The organism is Terrabacter sp. RAF57, from assembly GCF_052113925.1.
Classification (GTDB): Bacteria; Actinomycetota; Actinomycetes; order Actinomycetales; family Dermatophilaceae; genus Terrabacter.
In genome coordinates this window covers 1-16,248 of the sequence record NZ_JBFRDT010000036.1, presented here as the reverse complement: position 1 = coordinate 16,248, position 16,248 = coordinate 1, and the positions used below count along the sequence as shown (strand labels likewise).

Genomic DNA, 16,248 nt, shown 5'->3' with positions numbered 1-16,248 from the left:
CTCCACCTCAGCAGGTGTGAGCGACTTCTTCGCTGCTCTCTCAAGCGGGCTCACGCCCACCAGTGTGTCGGTCATCATCCGACCCTTCCCGCTGAACCAGTCAGCGCGTTGGGCCAGTTACACCGTTACTCGGACAGTCTCCCCGGGTCGAGCCGGCGATGTCACGTCCCCCGGTTGAACCGTGGCTTGGCGCTGTGCGTCGTGATGGGTGGGGCCGACCCTGAAAAGGTTGGCGCCCGATGGGAGGGGTGGTCCGGGTGCCAAACAGGCGATGGATGATCGCAGTACTTGTCGCTGTCGCTGTCGTGGTGGTCGTTCTCGTGATCGTCTACAGCGGTGCCGGTGGCGGTGGCGGTGGTGGGGAGAGCGGCTACTGAGCCGCCGCACGAACTCGCTCACGGCGTCAGCCCAGGATCGATACGGTCCTCGGTGGCTATGGAGCCCGACGTGTGGGCGATCGCGTCGGTATGACGCCGGCCTCCGGCGCACCGCCCACTGTGTCTGTCCGGTGGCCCCTGGGTTCAGGATTGGGTGACCAGGGCAGCGTCTCTAGCGCGGATGGCTGGTTGGGGCAGTGGGTGAAGTCGGACATGCCAGGTCTCGTGAGGGCGGGTCCGCAGCCAAGATCGTCATCCAACCCTCGGGAGGGTGTTGCTCGCGGCGGCCCGGCGGAGGCTCAGGCGTCGACGATGACTGGGATGATCAGGGGGCTGCGGCGGGTTTGTCGGTAGGCCCAGTTGGACATTGCCTGGCGGACGAGTTCCTCGATCTGCTCGATGTCCTCGATGTTTTCCTTGGTGGCGGTGGTGAGTGCCTTCTGGATGGCGGGTGTGGCCTTGGCGAAGTCGCCTGGGGCGTGTTCGAATCCGTGGGCGAGGTAGTCGGGCTCCTCGGTGAGTTTGCCGGTGTCGGGATCGACGATGCAGACGACGGTGATGACTCCTTCCTCGGCCAGGGTGCGGCGCACGTGGAGCGACTCCTCGGTTGCTCCACCGACGGTCATGGCGTCGACGTAGACGAGCCCGGCAGGGACGGAGCCGGTGATCTTCGCCTGGCCATCGACGAGGTCGATGACGGCACCGTCGTGGGCGATGAGGGCGCGTTTGGGGTCGACGCCTGTCCGGATGGCGATGTCGGCGTTGGCCCGCAGGTGACGCCACTCACCGTGCACGGGCAGCACGCTGGAGGGTTGGACGATGTTGTAGCAGTAGGCGAGCTCGCCGGCGCTGGCGTGGCCGGAGACGTGCACCTTGGCGTTGCCCTTGTGCACGACGTTCGCGCCCCAGCGGGTCAGTTCGTTGATCACGCGGTAGATCGCGTTCTCGTTGCCGGGGATGAGGGAGCTGGCGAGCAGCACGGTGTCGCCCTCGGTGACGCGGATGGGGTGGTCGCGGTTGGCCATCCGGGACAGGGCGGCGAGCGGCTCACCCTGCGATCCCGTGCAGATCAGGGCGATTTGGTTCGCCGGGCGGCGCTCGAGCTGCTTGAGGTCGATGACCAAGCCCTGCGGGATGTCCAGGTAGCCGAGGTCCGCGGCGATGCCCATGTTGCGCACCATCGACCGGCCGACGAAGGCCACCTTCCGTCCGTGGTCGCGGGCCGCATCGAGCACCTGCTGGATGCGGTGCACGTGGCTGGCGAAACTCGACACGATGACCCGACCTGGCGTCGTCCGAAACACGGTCTCGATCGCGGGGGAGAGCTCGCCCTCTGACACCGTGAAGCCGGGGACCTCCGCGTTCGTCGAGTCGACGAGAAAGAGGTCGACGCCTTCCTGGCCGAGGCGTGCGAACGCACGCAGGTCGGTCACCCGACCGTCGAGCGGGAACTGGTCCATCTTGAAGTCGCCCGTGTGCAGGACGAGACCAGCCGCGGTGCGGATCGCGACGGCGAGCCCGTCGGGGATCGAATGGTTGACGGCGATGAACTCGCAGTCGAAGGGACCGAAGGTGCGCCGGTCGTCCTCGCTGACCTTGACGGTGACGGGGCTGATGCCGTGCTCCTTGAGCTTCGCCTCGAGGAAGGCGAGCGTGAGACGCGAGCCGACGACCGGAATGTCCGCCCGCTCGCGCAGCAGGTAGGGCACGCCGCCGATGTGATCCTCATGGCCGTGCGTGAGGACGATCGCGTCCACCTTGTCGAGACGCTCCCGGAGCCAGGAGAAGTCCGGCAAGATCACGTCGACACCTGGCTGGTGCTCCTCAGGGAACAGGACGCCGCAGTCGACGATGAGCAGCCGCCCGGCGTGCTCGAAGACCGTCATGTTGCGCCCGATCTCGCCCAAGCCCCCCAGGGGAACGATCCGAAGGCCGTCGCGCGGCAGCCCGGGAAGATCCTGGGACCGCCGAGAGGCGCGTCCCCGCCCGCGGGTCTGAGGTCTGCGACCGCCGCCGGCGCTCATAGCCCACGCCTCGAACGGTCGAAAACCGGCGAGTCAGCCGAACTGGACGGGGCCGGGTTCGGGCTTGTCCGGTCGGTTCTGGGACTCCGCTGCGCTGGCATGGGGATCCTTGTCGTGCTGAGCATGGGACTGAGTCTCTCAGCACCTGCCCCACCGTCGCCGCCTGGGCGTACGCGGCGTTGTCATTTGACGTTGTTTCTCCCGCCGGGTCGTCGGCTGGAGAGTAGCCGCGCCGCCGGGTGGCCGTGCCTGAAACACCTCGGTGCGAACGCCCCCTATGGACGGATCCGGTCACTCCGACGCGTCCTGCAGGCGGCGAAGCCGTTCAAATTGATCTTCGGCGGGTTGCGCACCAGCAGATCGTCCTGCAAACGGACGAGGGCAGTTGGGTCAAGTAGCGAGTGCCCCGCGCTACCACGGCTGGCTGTCGAGGGACCCAGTGCGTCGACGCCGAACTCGTCTACGAATGTGCGGAAGTACCGGTGACAGTGCTGATTGAGTCTCTCCGAACCTTTGGTTCTCAGTCCTCTGCAGCAGGCAGACCATGATTTGCGGAGCGGGCGATCGCCGCTGCTTCTCCGCGGTTGGCCACCCCGAGCTTGGCCAGGATGTGGCTGACGCGCAGCGCCGCCGTCTTCTCGCTGATGAACAAGGTTCGGGCTATGGCGCGATTCGTCGCTCCCTTCGTGAGCAGGCCCAGAACGTCCTGTTCACGCGGGGTGAGACGGTCTCTCGGGCCGGGGGCTTCGTCCGCGTCAGGAAGGGGCACTCGATGTCGTCGCGCCTTCGCAGCGGCTGTGGCAGCGAACCAGCGGGCACCCATCGAGTTCGCCGAGCGCCAGAGCGCGATGAGGTGCGCCTTACCGGCGTCACGTTCGCCGTGGGCCAGCTCCTCGCGGGCCCGCTCGAGCTGCGGGCGAAGGGCGAAGAAAGCGCCGAAGACGGAAGCGAGGTCCACTGCCCGTGACCACGCATCGACAGCTGGGCGCCCGTCGAGACGGCGCGCATATGCTTCAGCCACGGCGAGGTGCACACAGTAAAGCGATCGGGCCCAGTCTTCGGTGAGCCCGCGCCGGGCCGCAGCAACCGCCTCCTGTGCGGCTGCCTGCAGCCCTTCAGGCGGTGCGTGCCCGACCAGGGCCGCAGTCCCAAGCGCCTGTAGGGCACACCGGGCTCGCATCGCAGCCTCGACGGGAGACTCCGTCTCTGCCCGGGCCAAGAGGATCTGGGCGCTTTCGATCCCACGCCCCACGTCTTCCAACTGATCATAGAGCTCGACTCGTCGCAGGGTGTCCCAGCAGGCGTACGTTTGCGGTGCGTAGTCCGCTTCGATCGTGCGCTGCTCGATCTCCAGTGCCGAGTGCAGGTCTCCTTGGGCGATCAGCAGGTCCACCTGTGCCCAGCGACGTCGGTGTTCGGGGTAGCCCATTCGGCTGAGGTCGCTGAGGCGTTGTTCTGCCTCGGCGAGGCGTCCCCGCCAAATGAGCGCTTTCAGGTCTTGCTCTCCGTTGAACGTGGCGATCCGCGTGAGACCCTCTGCTTGGGCGCCTGCCTCGCCTTGCTTGGCCACGATCGCGCCCCGCACGAGCTGGCCACTGCAGATCAGGTCCCACGCCACCTCCGCCGTTGCATCGAGGGCGTCACCGGGCGCGCCTGCCCGGCCGGCAAGCAAAACCACAGCCTGATGAGCGTTCAGCGCTTCCGGGAGCCTTCCCAACTGGTGGAGAGCGTCGGCCGCCTCCCGACGAGCTTTGTACTCTGCCGTCGGCGATTTCACACGCTGAGCTACGTCCGCCGCCGTGGCTGCCGCGGCAAGGGCGAACTCGTACTCGTGGCGACGCCTGTGGTTGTACGCCTTCGCCCGCCACGCCTCGGCCAGCTCGTGGCTTGGTCGGGCCGATAGCAGGGCGATGGCCCGGTCGCTCGCCGTCACCGGGTCGACCAGCCCGGCGACGCCGGGCCCATGCGCCGCCAGAATACGAAGGACCCGGCCTTCCACCATCGGGTCGGTCCCTTGACCGAGACACATCACAGCATGCCGCAGCAACCGCTCGACACGCTCGTACTGATTGGAGTCGAAGAGCGACTCCGCTGCCCACGCGGCTGCCTCCGCATCGGAGAAACCTACGAGCGCGTCGGCGTTCGGCACTCGAGACCACAGCTCAAGCGCCGACTCGAAGTGGTCTGCCGCCTCCGGGGCCCCGTGCTGCTGGGCGGCATGGCCCGCCCTCACGTGTGCCACCAAGGCGGTCGCTTCCTCGTCGGCGGCAGTCGCGTGCACGGCCAGAGCCGCGTTTGCCTGCCACCGCGCGGCCGCCGAGCCCGCCTCGGCACGTTCCCGCAGGATGCCGACGTAGGCACGGTGCAGCGCGACGCGTTCGCTGGGCAGCAGGTCTTCCTCCACCGCATCGCGCAGCAGCGCGTGCCGGAACTCGAACTGCTCACCGTGCCGCGTGAACACCCCAGCCGCGAGGGCTTCGTGGACGAGCGCCTCGAAGACCGCCGAGTCCAAGCCCGACCCGTCGTGCAGCAGATCGATGTCGATCACGGCCGGGCCCACGGACGCCAGACGCACCAGCGCCGCACACGAAGGCGAGAGCCTCATGACGTGCCGAACCAGCAGGTCGTGCAGCGAAGCCGGAACCGCCTCGCGGACCGCCTTCATGATCTCTTCCGCATAAAGGGGAACACCCCCCGACCGCTTGAAGAGGTCCGCCAACCCGACCTGGCCGAGAGGCCGACCGAGTCGCCGCTCGGCCAACAGGGCCACCCCGGACTCATCGAGAGGGGCCAGGTCGAGGCGTACCGCACCAGGCGAGCGCCCAAGCTCATAGAGCGCTGACCGGCCGGGGTGATCGTCGACAAGGTCGTCGGCTCGCGCGGTGACCACGAGGAGCACGGCTGACCGGCTGGTGCGGACCAGCGCCAGTGCGTAGTCGCGGGTTGAGGGGTCGGACCAGTGCAGGTCCTCGATGGCCATGACCAGTCCCCGATCTGCGGCGAGCGCCGAGGTGCTACCCAGGAGACGTTCGAGCGTCTGTCCGCGAATCACGACATCGTCGGAAATCCATCTTGCTGCCTTCGGAGCCGAGCCGGTCTCCGTGGCCCGCGCGGCGACCACTTGGCGAAGCGCCTCAGTCACCGGGGCGAAGGGCGCACCGCTCCCCAGATCAAGGCAGTGCCCCTCGCCGGTCGACAGACCCAGACCCGCCGCCGCGGCCAAGATGGCCCGCACCATCGTCGTCTTGCCGACACCCGCGTCCCCGACGATGAGCAGGGCGCGTGCCTGCGGCAGCCCCGCCGGAAGGGCGCTGACCGCGAGGTGATGGAGGAGCGCCTCGGCCGCGGCGAGTTCCGACTCACGTCCGACCGGCGACTCGGTCCCAGTTGCGATCATTCGCATCCCTCCGGCGACCGCGCTGCTGCGTGGTCTCCAGCGTAGGGCGCACGACGGCGCCCGGCCCCCGATAAAGCACTGAGTCCAGCAATCCATGCTGCACATCAGGATCACGTGATCTCACTTAGGAGTCAGGTGTCCGCCCTCGCTCAGGTCCTGGGTCTGTCGCTCTGCGGCCGCGGAAGAGCCATCCCGTACGTGGCATTCCATCCGGTAGCGACTGGCGTCGACCCTGAGTGGGCAGCGCGTGACATCACCACATGTCGGGGTGTGGCCGCAACGTCGGGTGGGCAGGCGGGCATTGAGGCTAGGTAGTCGCGGACTCGAGGACTGGTAGCACGCCCGATGTGGAGGCGATTGCACGGCCGGATCGTGGAGGTCGTCGGCACATCGTCGGCAGCACAAGTCCAGGAGATGTCATGAACCTTCACACCACCGCGATCGCCAGTCGGTCCTGCGTCCGCAACCGTCCGGCTCGCCGCGTCGCCGCCACGCTCGGTGCGTCAGCAGCACTGTCTCTGACCCTCATCGGCCCGGCCTTCTCGTCGCAGCCGCACGACCCCCCGCCATCGCCCGGGTCCGCCCGGTGCGAGAACTACCTGGGCGCGGGCACGCTCGGGTCCTGCACCGAGTCCTCCACTGTCCGTGGCGCCGGTGCCGCCTCGAGCAACTCGGCCGAACTGAAGATCCCGGCTCCGGCCGACGTGCCGAAGTTCGTTGTCAACTCTGGCCAACCGACGAACGTGCCAGCGATCGGGATTGGCGTGGCCGCGGCGGTCGTCGTCGCGGGTGGTCTCTTGATGGCATCGGTAAGCCGCCGGCGCACCGCTTGAAAGCGCCGACTCGTGCCGGCGCTGGCGGCACACGCACTACGTGCGGCGCCAGGTCCGGCATGAAGGCCGACTACAGCTCGTCGCGATGAGCTCCTCGATAGGCCGACGGACTGAGACAAACACGTGCGTCGGCTCAATGATAGGGAGCCAGGACAGACCGGTCCTCGCGCGCTAGTGCGGCGGTATGGGCGTGACAGACGAAGTTCGTGTCTCTGCCTTCTAGGGCACGGGATCTGGTGCCCGCTGGCAATCGCTGGGCGGCGGAGTGGGTCGGGTCTATGAGGTGCGCGGCTACGGACGAGTGCTTGTTGCTCGGTCGGTGAGTAGGACGCGCGCTCATTTGGTATTCGTCACTTATGCCCGTTTCGCAGCGGTCGTTGCCGAGGCCGCTGATACTCATCACTCGGGCAATCAGTGGCGGGTCTCGGGGGGCGTCATGCAGGAACGCGTGGAGATGGTCCACGTAGGTCGCGCGGTTCGGTGCGCGTGTGGGGAAGATCTGCGCCCCGGCGAACGCGCCGGGCAGCTCGGAGGTCGATCTGAGCTGCTGTGTCTGTGGTGCCTCGCCGACCTACAAGCGGGACGCCAGCGACCTCGCACACGACGCATCGAGACACCGTGGCCCGCGCCGGCTGTCCCGCACCCACCGACCCGTCGCGGAAGACGCCGTCGTGCGTCCAAAAGTCGACTCCGCGGCTCTACCGCCGTACCCCTGGTGATCGCTCTGCTCGTTGTAGCGGCCGCCCTGTATTTTCACCCGGCCCTTGTCGGGAAGCTGGGAAGCAGTGCAGTTGCGGGTGGGGTGCCCAACCCCAAAGGCGACGTGCCCAGCTGGGTCAACGGCGCGTCCCTGACCGGTCGGAGTCCTTCGGATACCCGGGACCTGTGGCCCCCGGCGCCGGCGGACGCACGGACTCAGCCGCTCAGTACGCCTGGTCTGCGCCTGTCGTCGTCCGCCGACTACGTCTTCATGAAGACCATCCCCGAGCTCGGGGGCCGGCCTGTCTCGTGGGACCCGTGCCGTCCAATCCATCTGGTTCTCAACGATGCCGCGGCGCCTCCTGGGGCCGACGAGCTGATTCGCGAAGCGGCCGGCTCCGTTAGCGCGGCGACGGGACTGCAGTTCGTGATCGAGGGTGCGACGACGGAGACGCCGACCGCCCGACGGGCGCCGGTTGAGAAGTCGCGCTATGGGAACCGGTGGTCGCCCGTCCTCGTGGCGTGGACCGATCCCTCAGTGGTTCCCGGGCTGCAAGGCCGTGTGGCCGGGATTGCCGGACCCGCCGGGGCGCCGTACTACACACCTTCGCAGCAGCACTGGGTCAGTGGCACCGTCAATCTCGACGGACCCCAGTTCCGTGAAGTTCTGCAGCGACCTGACGGTTGGACTGCCGCCCGCGCGATCGTCATGCACGAGTTCGGCCACCTGGCCGGCCTGAGTCACGTGCCCGCGCGAGACCAACTCATGTACGAGGACAACATTGGCCAAAGCGACCTCGGTCCTGGTGACCGAGAAGGCCTCAGGCGGCTCGGCCGGGGTTCGTGCTTCACGAGCTAGGCGCGGCAGCGAAGACGTAAGCCGATTGTGGTCCTGGAGGGAGTGTGTCCACTGAGGGGAAGGGACCGGTCGCGGAAGTTGAGGACGTGCCGCAGACCAGCTCGGGACGCCGACAAGCAAGCGCTCCGACTACTTCCAGAACTCGTCGTTCTTGGCCGTGTCGTCGAAGAACTGGCGGGCGTCAGCAACCCGCCCATCGCGGAGTTGGAAGACGATGACCGCGTTCTGCTCCAGCGTGTGCGCGTCGCGGGTGGCCTGGTTCCTGTTCAACGCCACGGTGTGGTTGTCGCCAGCGATGACATCGTCGAGGGTGACGACCAAGGTTCCACCCGACCGCGTCATCAGCTCGCCGAATAGGGACAGGATCTCGTCCCGACCTTCTTTCGTTCCCGACAGGGACCCACTGCCGGGCACGTGCCAGACAGCATCGTCAGTGAAGAGCTCAGTGAGCGTGGCCATGTCACCGGCGCTGAAGGCCGCGTATCCACGTCGGATGACCTCGACATCGTCCGTTTTGCCCATTTCCGATCTCCTTCCGTGCCCGACGCAACGACCGTTTCGTGAACCAAACAACGTTATCCCCGGCGTCCTAACCGTGTCCCGCGAACAACCGAGCCGCTTCTGCACCCAAGTGGCAAGCACAACTTTCCCGAGCGGCCCTGAGTCTTCCGGGCCGATCGCGGCTGCGTCCGGGGAAGTCGGCCGTCCAGGCCAGTCCGAGCACGACCCCGGTACACGGGTGGAACGCGGAGGCCCGCCACGGGGCGAGCGTGCCGGGGATGCCGACGGGAGTGCGTGCAACAAGCAGCGGTGATTGGTAGCCCTCGGCTCGCATCGGCCCATAGCGAGACTGCACGGCCCCGGCCACGCGCACAGCGACCTCGTCGAGGGTGCGCTCTGGACCGGATCCGGTCACGCCCCGCCCGCGGCGGATAGACGCGGGTCGGGACATGCAGCGGCGGACAGGACGGAGACGCGAGGGCGGAGCGGACGTCGCGCGACGGTCAGTGGCAGAGTCGAGGCAGCGGAGCCTCAGGGATCAAGAATTGGCCATGAATGCGACGTTGTCCTGGCCACCGGCTGACGACTCAGGCGCTGCGTCGCCGAGGGGCGGAAACTCTCCCCGCAGGTTGAACGAGACGCGGTGCGCCTTCCTGAACTCCCCGCCGATGCGCAGGCCCGCTTGTCGGGCGTTCGAGACCAGGTCGGCGTCGACTCCACTGTCGTGCTCGTAGGTGAAGGTCAGCGCGAACTCGCGCATGCCGCCGTGGAGTCTGCCGTCGATGATCCCTCGCCAACCCGGCTGGTCGATCCATAGAAGTGGCGGGAGGGCTCGGGGATGCGATCCGTCTCCGCTGGCCTGGTAGATGCCCCGTAGGTGTTACGAGTCGCTCTTGTTGCCACCGAAGCTCAACACTCCGAAGAGGATCTCGACGTCGGCCTTCGCCTGGTCAGAGATCTTGCCCGAGTAGGACAGATCGATCTTGCTCGCTCCGAGCGCAGTGAGCTTGGCGATCGCGTCGTTTGTCTTTTCGACGAGGATCTGCGAGTGGTAGCTCGCCAAAGGGATGAGCCGCGTCCTGCTTACGGGATGGCGGACGTAGACGACGTCAGGCTCCGGGTAGCCCACCTCGAACTCGGACGCCTCGCTGAGAGGCAGCTGCTCGATGTAGAGACGCTCCGAACTGTCCGGCATGTCGATGGGCTTCTCGCCGTAGAACGACACCAGTGCTGCCATGGCGTACCTCCATATCTCCGCCCATGTCCGGCTGAACCTATAGGGCCTGGACGACACGGATGCCTACTGCCCAGACGACACGCGGCGAAGAGACGCACCTCGCGCGAGCCGGTGTCTGAAGGCCCACCGAGCAGACGTTCGTCCACGGGTAACAGGAAGATCCAGCGATCTGCGTGCACCGCGTCGACGAGACTGTCGGCGACCTCGTTGATGGTCGCAGTGCTGTGTTCAGTACTAGCGCGCGTCCGAGCAGGAGGGAGGCAAGAACTGGCTCGCCGACACCATTACCACTCAGCTCATCGCCGGGCGACGATGAAATGCCATCGGCTGAAGAACGTCCGTTCCGGCCGCGCTTCCATGGGTCGTGAGGTGGCTCGTGGGGCGGATGAATGTGATGTTCACGGGCGCTCGTACCGGCAGAGGTGCGAGTGAAACAGGGGTCGCTACGGATCTCGTGTTGACCATGAGAGTGGAGCGGGGCAACGTGGTATCCGGCGCCGCCACGGATGACGCCGATGCACCGTTCAGCGAGGAGAAGTACATGAGCGCGATCGAACGGCCCCCGGCCATCGTGCGCTGGACGCTGCGGCTCGAGGAGACCACCGCGCTCGACAGGCCGGTGCGAGCGCTCGAGCCGTCGATCCGATCCGCCTTCGGCACGGGGAGGCGGGCGTCGGTGCTGCGCGGCGAGTGGCTGGGTCACGCGATCCACCCGCTGCTCACCGACGTCGTCCTCGGCACGTGGACCTCAGCCACGGTGCTGGACCTCTTCGGCGGGCGCGGCTCGTCGGCAGCGGCGCAGCGGCTCGTCGGCACCGGTCTCCTCGCGGTCGGCCCGACAGCGTGGGCCGGCTGGGCCGAGTGGTCGGTCGCGGGGTCGCGCGAGAAGCGGGTGGGCCTGGTCCACGCGGTGACCAATGCTGTGGCGATCAGCGCCTACGCGGCGTCATGGACCGCCAGACGGAACGGTCGGCACAGGACCGGGGCGCGACTTGCGCTTGCTGGAGCGACCGTCTCCGGAGTGGGCGCCTACTTGGGCGGGCATCTGACCGAGGCTCGCAAGGTGTCGAGCCGCCATCCCGCCTACGACAACGCTCCCTCAGAGACTCAGGCGGGCACCCCCTCTGGTCCAGCGACTACCTGATGGGCGCACTCCAAGCCCCGCAGAGGTGAACAGGCGGCGAAAGGACGCACTCGGCGCGGCAAAGCGGCCGACGTGGCCCGAGCCGCGTGCCGAACGCGATGCACGTGTTCGTGACTCCTTCGTCGTCCGGGCCGTACTAGAGGTCTTTAGCCCTACAGCGGTCCGATGGTGAACTTGCCGCCGTCCTCGATGAGCAGCACGCCGGCACCCTTGCCGAGCAGTTCGACGGTCTCACCTGTCAGGCCTGAAACCGCAGCCTCGTTCGTCGGGCTGTGCCCCACGACGAGGGCCCGGCCGCCCTCGGGAAGGGACTCGACGACCCCACGCAGCACCGTGCCTATCAGCCGCTCCTCGTGTTCGACCAGGTCGGGGTCGACCTCGCGGAGCTGTTCGACAGTGGCGCCCTTACCTGCCGCCTTGGCCGCGCTCCGCCAGCGGTCTTCGACCGACGAGCGCAGCCCAGTCACCTCGGAGATGGGACAGTCGTCCTGCCCAGCCGCGTGGCGCAGGATCGTGACCATCTGGGTGGCGCGGGCCGCGCCGGAGGAGACGAGCGCGGCATACGGCGGTTGCAGTCCCTCGCGGCCGATGGCCTCCGCATCGGCCACACCCTGACCGGTCAGCTCGTCGCCCTCGTTGTCGGTGTGCCGACGCAGCTCCACGTAGCGCATCCCCCCATCGTGGGCACAGGATCGCGAAGGGCACAAGCCGAAGACTCCGTTGATGCGGGACCAGCGTCGCGGCGCCGCCGGCACTCGGCCGGCTCGGCGTTCGCGGAGGTCCGGACGGGCGTGGATCCAGCGCCAGACCATGCCGCGTCGCCCGGGAACGAGGTGCCGGGCTTGGAACAACGAGCACCGCGAGAACATTCGCAACTAAGCGATCTCGAAGGCTCCGATCACACAGGCTGGGGTCGTCTCATCGGTCAGTGGGATGGCGTGTGCATCGGGGAGCAGGAACCGGCCGTCACCGTCGTACAGCAGGTAGCCGCGTGCCGCTTGTGCGCTCGACCACTCGCGCACGTACCGCTCGGCGGTGCCTGTGCGGCCGGCCAGGTCCGCCGGGCTAAGCCGACCGGCCCCGGCCATCGCGTGGTACAGGCCGAGTTTGTCGCCGATGACGACCAACGAACCGCCGAGCATGGCTCCGACATCGCAGATGGCTTTCTCGACGAATTCGGTCATTCCCGCCTCGTGCATGTCCTTCTTCCTTTCCTGCTTCTTGGCATCATTGCCCTGGGGGGTGAGCGAGGAGTTCGCCGCTCTCAACCGGTTTGGGTTGAACGCGAGTGGTGCACAGTTCTGCGGGTGGCCGACAGAAGGCCAAAGTTCGAGACGCAAAACGGAGTCAGGTACGTCAGAACGGCCTTCACCCAGACCAGAGCGGTCGCGCGCCCAGCCAGGATGACGCCGAGCTGGTTCATCGCGAAGAATGCGGTTCCGACAATCAACATGACGGACACGGTCCGCTTGAGCTGCCGTCGCGAAAAAGCCACCGACAGCAGTTCACGCGGCGTGGACCACGTTGACCCTGACTCGTTCATCTCGACCTCCCTCGATCTGGGGTTGTCGATCAAGGTAGGCAGGGACGGTCAGAGACCTCCGTATAGATACGGGACTTTGCTAGATTCCGAGCTCGGCGGCCCGGCGCACCAGTTCCGTCTTCGAACCGATCTCGAGCTTTTCGTAGACGTTGACGAGGTGGCTCTCGACGGTGCGCTTGCTCACCCCGAGCTGGCCGGCGATCGCGCGGGCCGTCTCGCCGCGGGAGGCGAGCAGAGCCACCTCGCGTTCGCGTCGGCTCAACGCATCGACCCCCAGGCTGGTCCGCCGCCTCGGACGGCTCTTTCGACCGGTCACGAAGATCTCGACCTCATCAGCGATCGCGTCGACGTCGCCGAGCCAAGGCCGGTGGTCAGTTCCGGACAGCTCGACGTAACGGGCTCCGGGAAGGTGCTCAGCGAGGTACCGCGCGTGGCCCACCTCGATCCACGTGTCACCTGTCCGGTGCAAGATCAGGGTTGGCTGCTCGACCTTCGGGAGCAGGTCGCGGACGTCCATCCGCATGTTCATATGGATGGCGTTCTGCGCCATGGCGGGGCTCGCCGCCATCCGCAGGTACCGCGCCCACCACGCGCGATGCTGCGCATCGTCGGCTGGACTCGGGCGGCCACCATCCCACCACGTGCCGGACGCCCACGCCCGGTCCATTCCGACGATGGTGTCCTCGAGCTGCTCAGCCGAGGGGCCGTAGGGGTAGTCGGGGGTCCGGCAAGGCGACGTGCCCACGACCCGTACAGGACCAGCGCTTGCGTCCGCTCCGGGTGCTTGTGGGCGAACAGCAGGCTGAGTGTGCCGCCTTCCGATACGCCGAACAGGGTGGCACGGCGCGATCCGGCGGCATCCATGACAGCGCGGATGTCGTCCATCCGCTGCTCCATCGACGGCGGGTGGTCAACGGGGTCGGACATGCCCGAACCCCGCTTGTCGAACACGATCAGCCGCGAGAACGAGGCCAGCCGGCTCAGGAAGTGAGCCAGCCGCGGCTGTTCCCACGCCACCTCGACATGAGAGACGAAGCCCGGCACCAGGATCAGCTCATGGGGCCCGTCACCCACGACCTGGTAGGCGAGGCTGACCCCATCGCTCTTCGCGTATCGCGTCTCCGGCTTCGTCATCCAGCGCTCCAGCCCCCGAGGCCGCCCCGAGACAGTCTCCCGTCAACGATAGAGCCCGGGCCCGGCAGGAACGACGGATACCTGCGCTTGACGGCGGCGCATGCGCGCGAGAGGCCCCGGAAGGATCGTCGTGCCGTCATCCGGCCCGGGTAGCTGGCCGATGCCGGTCAGTCTGGACGCGGGGGATGCTCCTCGCCGAGGAGCTCACTGAGTGGGCCGGAGGAGCTCGCGCGCCGGCGACCTTGGCGGCCGGATGACGCAGCGGTGAGCCGGTCACGGCGCGATCGACCGGTTCGTGTCACGGGGGTGCGTCGGTGGCTCGCTGCGGTGAGGCGTGGGACTTACGTGGGGTGGCCGGTTGCTCAGGCATGAGCTGCCGGTAGGTGTCGGCGTAGTACGGCGCGATCTGCTCAGGGGTGAAGGCTGCGGCGTAGACGCGCCCCGGTGTGGGGTCGGGTACCCCCCGCCCGTGCAGGAGCTCGTCCATGGCGCAGGCGAGCTCTTCGGGGTCCTCGGGCGGGACGAGCACACCGCGGCCCTGTCCCAACGTGACGGGCAGCCCTTCGACGGCGCTGGCAAGGACGGGCACCCCCAGGCCCAGGGCGAGGACGGCACTCTGGGACCAGGCTTCCTCCCGGGACGGGACGACGTGCAGGTTGGCTCCTGAGATGTAGGAGCCGGGCGAACGCACCCATCCCGGCAGGAGAACCCGGTCGGACAGGCCGAGGGCGCGCGACCGGGCAGTGAGGGACTCGCGCAGCGGACCGTCTCCGAGGAGGAGCATCGTCGGCGGATCGGGGAGCAGGGCCAGTGCCTCGAGCAGGACGTCGACACCCTTCTCGGGGTGCAGGCGCCCGGCGAAGGTCACCCTGAGGCTGGGCAGGCCGGGCAGCGGTCGCGCATCGAAGCCGTCGACGATGGAGCGTCCCTCGAGCATCCGGCTTTCCGGGACGCCGAGTGATTCGGCGAAGCCGCGGGCGGCGGGGCCGTGGGCGAAGAAGGCCGCAAGGCGTCCGGCGGCGGCGCGGGCCTGGGCGACATGGTCGCCGTACGGCCAGGTCATGGCGTTGTGCTCGGAGGCCACGAGCGGAACCCCGTCGGGCACGGCGGCGGCTGCCGCCCACCAGGCCCCGAACATGTGGGCGTGGACGAGGTCGGCGTCGGCCAGGCGGGGGCGCAGCCATGCTGCGAAATCGGTCGACGGCACCCATTGCAGATGTGCGTCCCGAGCGAAGGTCTCGACGGGCACGTCGAAGGCGGCCGCGAGGGCGATCCCTTCGTCGGTGGCGTCCCCGGCGTACAGGCGGGTGTCGAAACCCTCGGAGCGCAGGGCGGCGGACAGCCGCAGCGCGGAGAGCTGGGCCCCGCCACGCTCCAGCACTCCGATGATTCGCGCGATGGTGAGCGGCCGCCGGCCCGTCGAGGTCGGGTCAGCCATGGCTGGTGCCCGTGCCCTCGGCGGCCATCCGGGCCACGGCCACGCCCCCACGCTCGGGGCTGCGGTCGAAGGTGAGGCCGGTCTCGTGCTCCCACCGGCGCAGGACCTCCTGCTCCCCGGGACGATCGGTGTCGTCGAGAACGAGGCTGGCGCCCGGGGCAAGGAGGTCTGCGAGAACCGGCAGGGCGGGGTAGCGGGCCAAGCCGTGGCCGGTGGCATGAGCGGGCGGGCCGTCCACCAACAGCAGGTCGATCGAGTCTCCTCGTAGGGCTTCGCGAAGTCCCTGGGCCAGGGCCGCCTCGTCGTACCAAACGAGGCCGGGCTCGGCGCGGGCGTGCGGCACCAACGGCGCCTGGACGATCGTGACATCGGTCCCCATGCCTTCGCGATCGAGCTGGTCGCGCACCCACCGGGCCCAGACCGGGTCGTGCTCGACGCTCGCCATGAGGAAGCCACCGGGCGGTGGTCGCTGGTGCAGCAGGCGGGCCAGCAGAACGGTGCTGACACCGCTGCCCAGTTCGACGATGCGACGCCGCTCGTTCAGGACGATGTCGTTGCACACGGTCACGAGCCCGGCGGGTCGCATCGCGCCCGAACTCCACGGCAAGTACGGGCCGGACAATGCAGCAAGCCCGTGCAGGGCGGCCCCGTCAGAGAAGCCACGACCTGCCGGCGTCGAGAAACTGGTCACGGCCACAGGCCGACCGTAGCGCGTGACGGACCCACAAGCGGAGGTGTGTCATCGATCTGCATCGTGTCCGCCGAGAGCTGGTCAGAGAGCTAACCGATGACGTCCAATTGGCCGCCCGGGAGGACGCGCTCGTAACGCGACGGCCCGAGCGAGCGCAGTCAACTGGCCCTTGCAACGGTGGCGACTCGGCACGTCCGGAACACGGCAGGCGCCCCTTCGCGGCTACTAGACGATTGTCGGCAGGGCCGGTGTCTGGCCAGACTCGGTTCAGGTGATCGGCGGGCAGCTCTCTTTGCGGCTGCCCACCAGCGTCACCGGTGTGGCTCTCTATCGGTCTGCGGCCCGCCGGTCACCGTGACGAGGCGGAGGCG

Annotated in this window: 14 protein-coding genes and 1 pseudogene; 3 read left to right on the top strand and 12 right to left on the bottom strand. The window is 68.0% G+C overall.

Going from position 1 to position 16,248, the window contains the following annotated elements:
- Positions 1 to 676: 676 nt before the first annotated feature.
- Entirely contained in the window at positions 677 to 2,401 is a 1,725-nt protein-coding gene (locus AB4Y83_RS22095; RefSeq protein WP_442298200.1) for a ribonuclease J, read from the bottom strand.
- 520 nt (positions 2,402 to 2,921) lie between these two features.
- A complete protein-coding gene (locus AB4Y83_RS22090; protein WP_442298199.1) occupies positions 2,922 to 5,798 on the bottom strand; it encodes an ATP-binding protein in 2,877 nt (958 codons plus the stop codon).
- Positions 5,799 to 6,217: 419 nt separating this feature from the next.
- Between AB4Y83_RS22090 and AB4Y83_RS22085 the strand changes: the two genes are divergently transcribed.
- The gene (locus tag AB4Y83_RS22085) at positions 6,218 to 6,631 is read left to right on the top strand and encodes a hypothetical protein (RefSeq protein WP_442298198.1); all 414 of its coding nucleotides are present in this window, start codon (positions 6,218 to 6,220) and stop codon (positions 6,629 to 6,631) included.
- A 970-nt stretch (positions 6,632 to 7,601) separates the two neighbouring features.
- Positions 7,602 to 8,189, top strand: coding sequence for a matrixin family metalloprotease (locus AB4Y83_RS22080; RefSeq protein ID WP_442276985.1), 588 nt, complete (start codon positions 7,602 to 7,604; stop codon positions 8,187 to 8,189).
- 129 nt (positions 8,190 to 8,318) lie between these two features.
- Here AB4Y83_RS22080 and AB4Y83_RS22075 read toward each other — a convergent pair whose 3' ends face one another.
- The 3 genes from AB4Y83_RS22075 to AB4Y83_RS22065 form a co-directional block, all read right to left on the bottom strand.
- Entirely contained in the window at positions 8,319 to 8,711 is a 393-nt protein-coding gene (locus AB4Y83_RS22075; RefSeq protein ID WP_442276984.1) for a nuclear transport factor 2 family protein, read from the bottom strand.
- Between the two features lie 517 nt (positions 8,712 to 9,228).
- On the bottom strand, positions 9,229 to 9,450 hold the full coding sequence (locus AB4Y83_RS22070) for a hypothetical protein (protein ID WP_442298197.1): 222 nt from the start codon (positions 9,448 to 9,450) through the stop codon (positions 9,229 to 9,231).
- Between the two features lie 120 nt (positions 9,451 to 9,570).
- The gene (locus AB4Y83_RS22065) at positions 9,571 to 9,927 is read right to left on the bottom strand and encodes a hypothetical protein (RefSeq protein ID WP_442298196.1); all 357 of its coding nucleotides are present in this window, start codon (positions 9,925 to 9,927) and stop codon (positions 9,571 to 9,573) included.
- A 541-nt stretch (positions 9,928 to 10,468) separates the two neighbouring features.
- On the opposite strand from AB4Y83_RS22065, the gene AB4Y83_RS22060 reads away from it, so the two are divergent.
- Positions 10,469 to 11,071, top strand: a complete 603-nt coding sequence (locus tag AB4Y83_RS22060) for a DUF2231 domain-containing protein (RefSeq protein ID WP_442298195.1) — start codon at positions 10,469 to 10,471, stop codon at positions 11,069 to 11,071.
- A gap of 152 nt (positions 11,072 to 11,223) precedes the next feature.
- On the opposite strand, the gene AB4Y83_RS22055 is transcribed toward AB4Y83_RS22060, so the two are convergent.
- The 7 genes and pseudogenes from AB4Y83_RS22055 to AB4Y83_RS22025 form a co-directional block, all read right to left on the bottom strand.
- Positions 11,224 to 11,742 carry a hypothetical protein gene (locus AB4Y83_RS22055; RefSeq protein WP_442298194.1) on the bottom strand — a complete coding sequence of 173 codons (519 nt, stop codon included), beginning with the start codon at positions 11,740 to 11,742 and terminating at the stop codon, positions 11,224 to 11,226.
- A 204-nt stretch (positions 11,743 to 11,946) separates the two neighbouring features.
- Positions 11,947 to 12,270 (bottom strand): hypothetical protein, encoded by a 324-nt coding sequence (locus AB4Y83_RS22050; protein ID WP_442298193.1) that lies wholly within the window; start codon positions 12,268 to 12,270, stop codon positions 11,947 to 11,949.
- Positions 12,271 to 12,335: 65 nt separating this feature from the next.
- Entirely contained in the window at positions 12,336 to 12,614 is a 279-nt protein-coding gene (nrtS, locus tag AB4Y83_RS22045; protein ID WP_442298192.1) for a nitrate/nitrite transporter NrtS, read from the bottom strand.
- A 79-nt stretch (positions 12,615 to 12,693) separates the two neighbouring features.
- The gene (locus AB4Y83_RS22040) at positions 12,694 to 13,281 is read right to left on the bottom strand and encodes a LuxR C-terminal-related transcriptional regulator (RefSeq protein ID WP_442298191.1); all 588 of its coding nucleotides are present in this window, start codon (positions 13,279 to 13,281) and stop codon (positions 12,694 to 12,696) included.
- A gap of 65 nt (positions 13,282 to 13,346) precedes the next feature.
- Positions 13,347 to 13,748, bottom strand: a pseudogene (locus AB4Y83_RS22035) (alpha/beta fold hydrolase); the annotation flags it as partial.
- Positions 13,749 to 14,046: 298 nt separating this feature from the next.
- Positions 14,047 to 15,186, bottom strand: coding sequence for a glycosyltransferase (locus tag AB4Y83_RS22030; RefSeq protein WP_442298190.1), 1,140 nt, complete (start codon positions 15,184 to 15,186; stop codon positions 14,047 to 14,049).
- Positions 15,179 to 15,883: a class I SAM-dependent methyltransferase gene (locus AB4Y83_RS22025; RefSeq protein ID WP_442298189.1), complete on the bottom strand. Its 705-nt coding sequence runs from the start codon at positions 15,881 to 15,883 to the stop codon at positions 15,179 to 15,181. Before AB4Y83_RS22025 ends, AB4Y83_RS22030 begins: the two co-directional genes overlap by 8 nt.
- Between the last annotated feature and the right edge of the window lie 365 nt (positions 15,884 to 16,248).

Coding starts and splice junctions, on each gene's coding strand:
- AB4Y83_RS22095 (WP_442298200.1), bottom strand. CDS start 2,401: ATGAGCGCCGGCGGCGGTCGCAGACCTCAGACCCGCGGGCGGGGACGC.
- AB4Y83_RS22090 (WP_442298199.1), bottom strand. CDS start 5,798: ATGATCGCAACTGGGACCGAGTCGCCGGTCGGACGTGAGTCGGAACTC.
- AB4Y83_RS22085 (WP_442298198.1), top strand. CDS start 6,218: ATGAACCTTCACACCACCGCGATCGCCAGTCGGTCCTGCGTCCGCAAC.
- AB4Y83_RS22080 (WP_442276985.1), top strand. CDS start 7,602: ATGAAGACCATCCCCGAGCTCGGGGGCCGGCCTGTCTCGTGGGACCCG.
- AB4Y83_RS22075 (WP_442276984.1), bottom strand. CDS start 8,711: ATGGGCAAAACGGACGATGTCGAGGTCATCCGACGTGGATACGCGGCC.
- AB4Y83_RS22070 (WP_442298197.1), bottom strand. CDS start 9,450: ATGCGCGAGTTCGCGCTGACCTTCACCTACGAGCACGACAGTGGAGTC.
- AB4Y83_RS22065 (WP_442298196.1), bottom strand. CDS start 9,927: ATGGCAGCACTGGTGTCGTTCTACGGCGAGAAGCCCATCGACATGCCG.
- AB4Y83_RS22060 (WP_442298195.1), top strand. CDS start 10,469: ATGAGCGCGATCGAACGGCCCCCGGCCATCGTGCGCTGGACGCTGCGG.
- AB4Y83_RS22055 (WP_442298194.1), bottom strand. CDS start 11,742: ATGCGCTACGTGGAGCTGCGTCGGCACACCGACAACGAGGGCGACGAG.
- AB4Y83_RS22050 (WP_442298193.1), bottom strand. CDS start 12,270: ATGCACGAGGCGGGAATGACCGAATTCGTCGAGAAAGCCATCTGCGAT.
- nrtS (WP_442298192.1), bottom strand. CDS start 12,614: ATGAACGAGTCAGGGTCAACGTGGTCCACGCCGCGTGAACTGCTGTCG.
- AB4Y83_RS22040 (WP_442298191.1), bottom strand. CDS start 13,281: ATGGACCGGGCGTGGGCGTCCGGCACGTGGTGGGATGGTGGCCGCCCG.
- AB4Y83_RS22030 (WP_442298190.1), bottom strand. CDS start 15,186: ATGGCTGACCCGACCTCGACGGGCCGGCGGCCGCTCACCATCGCGCGA.